This window comes from Pseudomonas agronomica (genome assembly GCF_025917275.1).
GTDB lineage: Bacteria > Pseudomonadota > Gammaproteobacteria > Pseudomonadales > Pseudomonadaceae > Aquipseudomonas > Aquipseudomonas agronomica.
Genome location: NZ_JAOSHO010000217.1, coordinates 1 through 8,407, shown reverse-complemented (window position 1 = coordinate 8,407; position 8,407 = coordinate 1). Strand labels below are relative to the sequence as shown.

At 63.0% G+C, this 8,407-nt stretch carries 8 protein-coding genes; 7 read left to right on the top strand and 1 reads right to left on the bottom strand.

Translation table 11 applies throughout. The features are described from left to right. Positions 1–32 precede the first annotated feature (32 nt). Positions 33–644 carry a trimeric intracellular cation channel family protein gene (locus OC610_RS16125; protein WP_030140169.1) on the top strand — a complete coding sequence of 204 codons (612 nt, stop codon included), beginning with the start codon at positions 33–35 and terminating at the stop codon, positions 642–644. Here the strand turns inward: OC610_RS16125 and queG are convergent. Then, on the bottom strand, positions 626–1,705 hold the full coding sequence (gene queG / locus OC610_RS16120) for a tRNA epoxyqueuosine(34) reductase QueG (protein ID WP_264428999.1): 1,080 nt from the start codon (positions 1,703–1,705) through the stop codon (positions 626–628). The genes OC610_RS16125 and queG overlap by 19 nt on opposite strands. A 63-nt stretch (positions 1,706–1,768) precedes the next feature. On the opposite strand from queG, the gene OC610_RS16115 reads away from it, so the two are divergent. The 6 genes from OC610_RS16115 (at position 1,769) to hfq (ending at position 8,379) form a co-directional block, all read left to right on the top strand. Then, positions 1,769–3,268 carry an NAD(P)H-hydrate dehydratase gene (locus OC610_RS16115; RefSeq protein ID WP_264428997.1) on the top strand — a complete coding sequence of 500 codons (1,500 nt, stop codon included), beginning with the start codon at positions 1,769–1,771 and terminating at the stop codon, positions 3,266–3,268. Then, entirely contained in the window at positions 3,256–3,723 is a 468-nt protein-coding gene (gene tsaE / locus OC610_RS16110) for a tRNA (adenosine(37)-N6)-threonylcarbamoyltransferase complex ATPase subunit type 1 TsaE (protein WP_264428996.1), read from the top strand. The genes OC610_RS16115 and tsaE overlap by 13 nt, the downstream gene beginning before the upstream one ends. A 4-nt stretch (positions 3,724–3,727) precedes the next feature. Beyond that, positions 3,728–5,158: an N-acetylmuramoyl-L-alanine amidase gene (locus tag OC610_RS16105; protein WP_269808006.1), complete on the top strand. Its 1,431-nt coding sequence runs from the start codon at positions 3,728–3,730 to the stop codon at positions 5,156–5,158. Further along, on the top strand, positions 5,155–7,056 hold the full coding sequence (mutL, locus tag OC610_RS16100; RefSeq protein ID WP_264428995.1) for a DNA mismatch repair endonuclease MutL: 1,902 nt from the start codon (positions 5,155–5,157) through the stop codon (positions 7,054–7,056). The genes OC610_RS16105 and mutL overlap by 4 nt, the downstream gene beginning before the upstream one ends. After that, positions 7,056–8,027, top strand: a complete 972-nt coding sequence (miaA, locus tag OC610_RS16095; RefSeq protein ID WP_264428994.1) for a tRNA (adenosine(37)-N6)-dimethylallyltransferase MiaA — start codon at positions 7,056–7,058, stop codon at positions 8,025–8,027. The genes mutL and miaA overlap by 1 nt, the downstream gene beginning before the upstream one ends. 91 nt (positions 8,028–8,118) lie before the next feature. Next, positions 8,119–8,379 (top strand): RNA chaperone Hfq, encoded by a 261-nt coding sequence (gene hfq, locus OC610_RS16090; RefSeq protein WP_003186419.1) that lies wholly within the window; start codon positions 8,119–8,121, stop codon positions 8,377–8,379. Positions 8,380–8,407 lie beyond the last annotated feature (28 nt).

The following is an 8,407-nucleotide window of genomic DNA, read 5'->3' as shown; positions in this document are numbered from 1 at the left end:
TAGACGTGCTCGTTCTTCAAGGATCGTTGTCAATGTTGCTGATGCTGTATCTGATCGCCATTACCGCCGAAGCCATGACCGGCGCGCTCTCCGCCGGGCGGCGGGGCATGGATTGGTTCGGCGTGGTGCTGATCGCCTGTGTCACGGCGCTGGGCGGCGGCTCGGTGCGTGACGTGCTGCTCGGTCACTACCCGCTGACGTGGGTCAAGCATCCGGAATACCTGGTGCTGACCACCGCAGCGGCGATGTTGACGGTGTTCCTGGCGCGCTGGATGCGCCACCTGCGCTCGTTGTTCCTGGTGCTCGACGCCGTGGGCCTGGTGGCGTTCACGCTGATCGGCTGCATGACGGCCCTGGAAATGGGCCATGGCATGTTGGTGGCCTCGGTCAGCGGCGTGATTACCGGTGTGTTTGGCGGCATCCTGCGGGATATCTTCTGTAACGATATTCCGTTGATCTTCCGTCGCGAACTCTACGCCAGCGTCTCGTTCGCCGCGGCGTGGTGCTATCTGTTGTGTGTCTTCCTGCAACTGCCGAACGAGCAGGCGATCCTCATCACCTTGTTCGGCGGTTTCCTGCTGCGGCTCCTGGCAATCCGCTTCCACTGGGAGATGCCGAAGTTCGTCTATAACGACGAAGTCTGACGCTCGGCATGTTGGCGCAATGCCCATTCCACATGTTCGCGCACCAGCTCCGATGGATAGTCGCGCCGAGCCTCCAGTGCTTGCAGTACGGGAATCGTTGATGGCGCATTGCCCAGGCCCACCGCCAGGTTGCGCAACCAGCGTTCGTAACCGGCGCGACGCAAGGGCGAGCCCTCGGTACTGCTGAGGAATTTTTCCTCGTCCCACAGGAACAGCTCGGCGAGTGCTGCATTGTCCAGGTTATGGCGCGGCTTGAAATCGCTCTCGCCGGATGGCCGGGCGAAGCGGTTCCAGGGGCAGACGATCTGGCAGTCATCGCAGCCGAACACCCGGTTGCCGATCAACGGTCGCAGCTCTTCCGGGATGGCATTCTTCAGCTCGATGGTGAGGTAGGAAATGCACCGCCGGGCATCCAATACGTAAGGGCCGACGAAAGCATTGGTAGGACAGATGTCCAGGCAGGCGGTGCATTTTCCGCAATGCTCGGTGCCGTGGGGCGGATCCACCGGCAGCGGCAGGTCGACAAACAGCTCGCTCAAGAAAAAATAACTGCCTGCCTTGCGGTTCAATACCAGGGTGTTTTTGCCGATCCAGCCCAGGCCGGCCTGCTCGGCAATGGCTTTTTCCAGCACCGGCGCGCTGTCGACGAAGGCGCGGTAGCCGAAAGGGCCGATGACCGCCTGGATTTTTTCCGCCAGTTGCTGCACGCGTTTACGGATCAATTTGTGGTAATCGCGGCCCAACGCATAACGCGAGATGTAGGCTTTTTCCGGCTCACCAAGCAATTGCGCCATTTGTGTGTCGCCCGGCAGGTAATCCATGCGCAGGGACACCACGCGCACTGTGCCGGGCACCAGTTCATCCGGGTGCGAACGCTTGCTGCCGTGGGCGCCCATGTAATCCATTTCGCCGTGGTAGCCGGCCTCGAGCCAGCGTTGCAGATGTTGCTCATGCTCGGCAAGGTCCAGGCCGCTGATGCCGACCTGCTGGAAGCCCAGTTCGCGGCCCCAGTCCTTGATGGATTGGGCGAGGGTGGCAAGGTCTGTGGGAATGGCAGGCATGAGGCGAGAGAAACCGGAGCTGAGATGCGTATAATTCTGCCAGACATCGGAGCCCGAAGACGCATGCCGCACACTAAAGATGATTTTCCCGACGCGCTGTACAGCGCCGCGCAGGTCCGGGCCCTCGATGCACAACTCATCGCGGCGGGCACCAGCGGCTTCGAATTGATGCAACGTGCCGCCCGTGCCACCTGGCGAGCGATCGTCCGGCGCTGGCCCGAAGCGACCGAGCTGACCGTGTTGGCCGGCCACGGCAACAATGCCGGTGATGGTTATCTGGTGGCCGCCTTGGCCCGCCGCGCCGGCTGGTCGGTGCGGGTGCTGGCGGTGGGCGAGCCCCGGCGCTTGCTGGGAGACGCCGCCAATGCCCATGCCGAAGCCGTAGCGGTCGGTGTGCCGGTAGAGCCCTGGGCGGACGATTCCGAATTGCGCGGTGTATTGCTCGACGCTTTGCTCGGTACGGGAACGACGGGCGAAGTGCGCGAACCGTATGTCCGGGCGATCGATACGATCAACGTCAGCGGTTTGCCGGTGGCGGCGGTGGATATCCCCTCTGGTTTGTGCGCGGACACCGGTCGCGTGCTGGGGACTGCGGTAGCGGCTGACCTGACCGTGACGTTCATCGGCCTCAAGCTTGGCCTGTTCACCGGAGATGCAGCGGATCGGGTGGGTGAGCTGGTGTTCAACGACCTGCACGCGGACCCTGACCTCGTCGAGTCGGCGCCTGCCAGCGCTCGATTGCTCTTGCCGCACAATCTGCCGCGTCTGGCGCCTCGATCCCCCACGTCCCACAAAGGCAAGTTCGGCCATGTGCTGTTGATTGGTGGCGACCGGGGGTTTGGCGGCGCGATCCAGATGAGCGCTGAAAGCGCCCTGCGCTGTGGCGCGGGCATGGTTTCGATGGCAACGCGCAGCGAGCACGTCGCCTCGGCGCTGGTGCGTCTGCCGGAAGTGATGGTGCAAGGCACCCATTCGGCGAACCAGCTGATGGGCTTGCTCAAGCAGGCCAGCGTGTTGGTGGTCGGCCCGGGCCTGGGCCAGGCCGCCTGGGGGCGTAGCCTGCTGTCGGCGGCGGCCAATGCGTCGCTGCCCCAGGTGTGGGATGCCGACGCGCTGAACTTGCTGAGCGGCGGCGCGGTCAGCCTGCCCGAGCAATGCGTCATCACCCCGCATCCGGGCGAAGCCGCGCGGTTGCTGGGAATATCCACCGCACAAGTGCAGGCCGATCGCCCGGCGGCGGCCCATGCATTGAGCAAAAAATATGCAGCCACCGTGATCCTCAAGGGCGCCGGCAGCCTGATCGCCAGCCCGGACGGCCGCCTGGCGGTCTGCGGCGAGGGCCATCCGGCCATGGCCACCGCAGGCCTGGGGGATGTGCTCGCCGGGGTGGTCGGCGCCTTGCTGGCCCAGGGAATGGAAGGATTCGAGGCCGCCTGCCTGGCGGTCTGGCTGCATGCCAATGCCGGCGTCCAGGTCGGTCGCGCGGGCCGAGGATTGGCGGCGACCGATTTGATCCCGGCCATTCGTCAGTTGTTGGAGGAGCAATCACCGTGTCTGAAGTAATCCTGTACGTGGCGGACGAACAAGCCATGACACAATTGGGTGCCTGCATCGCGCAGATCACCGCAGGCCATGGCCTGATCTTTCTCGAAGGCGACCTGGGCGCGGGAAAGACGACCCTGTCCCGCGGCATCATTCGTGGTCTCGGCCATGTCGGTTCGGTCAAGAGTCCTACATTCACCTTGGTCGAGCCCTACGAGATCGGCGATGTTCGCGCCTTCCATTTCGACCTGTACCGACTGGTGGATCCCGAAGAGTTGGAATTCCTCGGTATACGCGACTATTTCGAAGACGACGCCTTGTGCCTGATCGAATGGCCCCAGAAGGGTGCAGGCTTTTTGCCAAAGCCTGACCTGACCATTACCATTGGCGCGCAGAACGGCGGGCGTTCATTGAAACTGACACCGCAAGGCTCGCGTGGCGAGTCGTGGTGTGCCGCCTTGGCTTTGGAAAATTAATTAGATGATGGGGTTTGGTATGCGCTTTCGCGCGGTGGTTGCTGTCGTAGGACTGTTGCTTACGGCACTGGCCGTCGATGCTGTGGCTGAGACAAAGGTCAATAGCGTTCGCCTGTGGCGGGCGCCGGACAATACCCGGCTGGTGTTCGACCTGACAGGCCCGGTGCAGCACAGCGTATTCACCCTGAGCGCCCCGGATCGCCTGGTGATCGACATCAACGGTGCAACCCTGGGCGCACCGCTGAACGTGCCCACCGCCAACACGCCGATTACCGCAATGCGCTCGGCCCAGCGTACGCCGACCGACCTGCGGGTGGTCATCGACCTGAAAAAAGCCGTGACACCCAAGAGCTTCACCCTGGCCCCGAACGCCCAGTACGGTAACCGGCTGGTGGTCGATCTGTTCGACAACCCGGCCGACGCCGCACCGCCGCCACCGCCGCCGACCAATGTCGCCACGGTGCCTGCGGTTCCGGTGACGCCGACCGAACCTGCGATCAAGCTGCCACCGGCCCCGGCCGGCAAGCGCGACATCATTGTCGTGATCGACGCCGGCCACGGTGGCGAAGACCCGGGCGCCTCGGGTTCGCGTGGACAGCGCGAAAAAGACGTGGTGCTGTCCATCGCCCGGGAATTGCAGCGCCAGGTCAACGGCATGAAAGGCTTCCGCGCCGAATTGACCCGCACGGGCGACTATTTCATCCCGTTGCGCGGCCGTACCGAAATTGCCCGGAAGAAAGGCGCCGACCTGTTCGTTTCCATTCACGCCGACGCCGCGCCTTCCGCCGCCGCATTCGGCGCCTCGGTGTTCGCCTTGTCCGACCGCGGCGCGACGTCCGAGACTGCCCGTTGGCTGGCCGACAGCGAAAACCGTTCCGACCTGATCGGCGGTGCCGGCAACGTCAGCCTCGACGACAAGGACCGGATGCTTGCCGGCGTCCTGCTCGACCTGTCGATGACGGCCTCGTTGACCTCCAGCCTTAACGTCGGCCAGAAGGTCCTGAGCAACATCGGCCGCGTCACACCGTTGCACAAGCAGCGCGTCGAGCAGGCCGGGTTCATGGTACTGAAGTCGCCGGATATCCCATCGATCCTGGTGGAAACCGGGTTCATCTCCAACGCCAACGAAGCCTCGAAGCTGTCGTCTTCGAGCCACCAACAGGCCTTGGCCCGTTCCATCAGCAGTGGCGTGCGGCAGTTCTTCCAGCAGAATCCACCGCCGGGCACCTACATTGCCTGGCTGCGCGATTCGGGCAAGATCGCCCAGGGGCCGCGGGACCACCGGGTCAGTCCGGGCGAAACCCTGGCGATGATCGCCGTGCGCTACCAGGTGTCGCCCGCCACCCTGCGCAGCGCCAACGATCTCAAGAGTGATGAACTCAAGATTGGCCAGACCCTGACCATTCCGGGCACTGAAGTGGCGGCCAAGCAATGAGTGACGAAGCGAACGGCAGCAACGCCCGTATCGAGCTGCTCAGCCCCCGGCTGGCGAACCAGATCGCCGCCGGTGAAGTGGTCGAGCGTCCGGCATCGGTGATCAAGGAGTTGCTGGAAAACAGCCTCGACTCCGGGGCCAAGCGCATCGACGTGGATGTCGAGCAGGGCGGGGTCAAGCTGTTGCGGGTGCGCGACGACGGTCGCGGCATTCCGGCTGACGACCTGCCCTTGGCCCTGGCGCGTCACGCCACCAGCAAGATCCGTGACCTGGAAGACCTCGAACGGGTCATGAGCCTGGGGTTTCGTGGCGAAGCGCTGGCGTCGATCAGCTCGGTGTCGCGTCTGACACTTACGTCCCGCACCCGCGACGCCGACCAGGCCTGGCAGGTCGAGACCGAAGGCCGCGACATGGCCTCGCACGTACAGCCCGCCGCCCATCCGGTGGGCACTTCGGTGGAAGTGCGCGACCTGTTCTTCAATACTCCGGCCCGGCGCAAGTTTCTCAAGGCCGAGAAAACCGAATTCGATCATCTGCAAGAAGTCATCAAACGCCTGGCCCTGGCGCGTTTTGATGTGGCCTTCCATCTGCGCCACAACGGCAAGACCATCCTCAGCCTGCACGAAGCCCGCGACGATGCGGCCCGCGCCCGGCGCGTGGGGGCGGTGTGCGGTGCGGGGTTCCTGGAACAGGCGTTGCCCATCGAGGTGGAGCGCAATGGCCTGCACCTGTGGGGTTGGGTCGGTTTGCCGACGTTCTCCCGCAGCCAGGCGGACCTGCAATATTTCTACGTGAATGGCCGGGCGGTGCGCGACAAACTGGTGGCCCACGCGGTGCGCCAGGCTTATCGCGATGTGCTGTTCAACGGTCGGCACCCGACTTTCGTGCTGTTTTTCGAGGTCGATCCTTCGGTGGTGGACGTCAACGTCCACCCGACCAAGCATGAAGTGCGTTTCCGTGATGGGCGCATGGTCCACGATTTCCTCTATGGCACCTTGCACCGAGCCTTGGGCGATGTGCGCCCCGAAGACCAGTTGGCGGCCCCGGCAGCGGTGGCCGGCATGGTCCGGCCAACCGGGCTGGAGGCTGGCGAATTCGGCCCCCAGGGTGAAATGCGCCTGGCAGCCCATGCACTGCTGGAGCAACCTCAGCCCCAACCGAGCTTCAATACGGCCGGCAGCGGTTATCAATATCAATACACCCCGCGTCCCCAGTCGAATGTGCCGGCGGCCGAGGCCCAGGCGGCGTATCGCGAATTCTTCAAGCCTTTGCCTGAAACCGCGGCGACGGCGTTGCCCGACGGCCAGGGCGATATCCCGCCGCTGGGTTATGCCCTGGCGCAGCTCAAGGGCATCTACATTCTTTCCGAAAATGCCCAGGGCCTGGTCCTGGTGGACATGCACGCCGCCCACGAGCGGATCATGTACGAGCGACTGAAGATTGCCATGGCCAGCGAAGGCTTGAGCGGCCAGCCGCTGCTGGTTCCCGAATCCCTGGCCGTCAGCCAGCGTGAAGCCGATTGCGCCGAAGAACACGTGAGCTGGTTCCAGCGCTTGGGCTTTGAATTGCAGCGCCTGGGCCCGGAAACCCTGGCAATCCGGCAAATCCCGGCCTTGTTAAAGCAGGCCGAGGCCAATCGCCTGGTCAGCGACGTGCTGGCAGACCTGATGGAATACGGCACTAGCGACCGGATCCAGGCGCATTTGAACGAATTGCTCGGGACCATGGCCTGCCACGGTGCGATTCGCGCCAACCGGCGCCTGGCCCTGCCGGAAATGAACGGCCTGCTGCGGGACATGGAAAACACCGAGCGCAGTGGCCAATGCAACCATGGCCGGCCGACCTGGACCCAACTGGGCCTGGACGACCTGGACAAACTGTTCCTGCGCGGTCGTTGATGAGCCAGTTACCCCCCGCGATTTTCCTGATGGGGCCGACAGCCGCCGGCAAGACCGACCTGGCCATCGAGCTGACCAAGGTCTTGCCCTGCGAGTTGATCAGCGTTGATTCGGCGCTGGTCTACCGCGGCATGGACATCGGCACCGCCAAGCCATCGAAAGAACTGCTGGCAGAGTTTCCCCATCGGCTGATCGACATCCTCGACCCGGCCGAAGCCTACTCGGCGGCGGATTTTCGGCGTGATGCGCTCCAGGCCATGGCTGAAATCACCGCGCGGGGCAAGATTCCGCTGCTGGTGGGCGGCACGATGCTGTATTACAAGGCCTTGGTCGATGGATTGGCGGACATGCCGGCGGCCGATCCCGAGGTGCGCGCGCAGATCGAAGAAGAGGCCGCGCGCCTTGGCTGGCAAGCGCTGCACGAGCAATTGGCGGCCATCGACCCCGAGTCGGCGGCGCGCATTCACCCCAACGACCCGCAACGACTCAGCCGGGCCCTGGAGGTTTATCGGGTCAGCGGCCAGAGCATGACGGCGTTGCGGCAACGACAATCTGCGCAAAGTACTGAAGCAGCCGCTTCGGGACTGCAACAATTGCCCTATACTGTCGCGAATCTGGCCATCGCTCCGGCGGACCGGCAAGTGCTGCACCGGCGAATTGAACAAAGATTCACATTAATGTTGGAACAGGGATTCATAGACGAGGTCGTAGCCCTGCGTGAGCGAAGTGACCTGCATGCCGGGTTGCCGTCTATACGTGCGGTGGGTTATCGACAAGTCTGGGACTACCTGGACGGCAAGCTGACGTCAGCCGAGATGCGCGAGCGGGGGATTATCGCCACGCGTCAATTGGCGAAGCGCCAGTTCACCTGGCTGCGCAGCTGGATTGACCTGCATTGGCTCGACAGTCTTGATTGCGACAATCTGCCACGCGCCTTGAAATACCTCGGGACCATCTCCATATTGAGCTGAGTCCTTGCAATTGCCGTCTATCCTTGGGGGTGTGACGGCCCAAGCCATCTGATTCCGAATTTTATAATTGATCCTTAAAGGAGTGCGGCACATGTCAAAAGGGCATTCGCTACAAGACCCTTACTTGAACACTTTACGTAAAGAGAAAGTTGGGGTGTCCATCTATCTGGTCAACGGGATCAAACTGCAAGGCACGATCGAGTCTTTCGACCAATTCGTCATCCTGCTGAAAAATACCGTCAGCCAAATGGTCTACAAGCACGCTATCTCGACAGTGGTGCCGGTTCGTCCGATTCGTCTGCCTAGCGCAACCGAATCCGAAGGCGGTGACGCTGAACCGGGTAACGCCTGATAGGAGCCTCCTTTGTTCTTTGAGCGCC

Excerpts from the sequence above, each read along its gene's own strand:
- OC610_RS16125 (WP_030140169.1), top strand. The coding sequence starts at position 33 with ATGTTGCTGATGCTGTATCTGATCGCCATTACCGCCGAAGCCATGACC.
- queG (WP_264428999.1), bottom strand. The coding sequence starts at position 1,705 with ATGCCTGCCATTCCCACAGACCTTGCCACCCTCGCCCAATCCATCAAG.
- OC610_RS16115 (WP_264428997.1), top strand. The coding sequence starts at position 1,769 with ATGCCGCACACTAAAGATGATTTTCCCGACGCGCTGTACAGCGCCGCG.
- OC610_RS16105 (WP_269808006.1), top strand. The coding sequence starts at position 3,728 with ATGATGGGGTTTGGTATGCGCTTTCGCGCGGTGGTTGCTGTCGTAGGA.
- mutL (WP_264428995.1), top strand. The coding sequence starts at position 5,155 with ATGAGTGACGAAGCGAACGGCAGCAACGCCCGTATCGAGCTGCTCAGC.
- miaA (WP_264428994.1), top strand. The coding sequence starts at position 7,056 with ATGAGCCAGTTACCCCCCGCGATTTTCCTGATGGGGCCGACAGCCGCC.
- hfq (WP_003186419.1), top strand. The coding sequence starts at position 8,119 with ATGTCAAAAGGGCATTCGCTACAAGACCCTTACTTGAACACTTTACGT.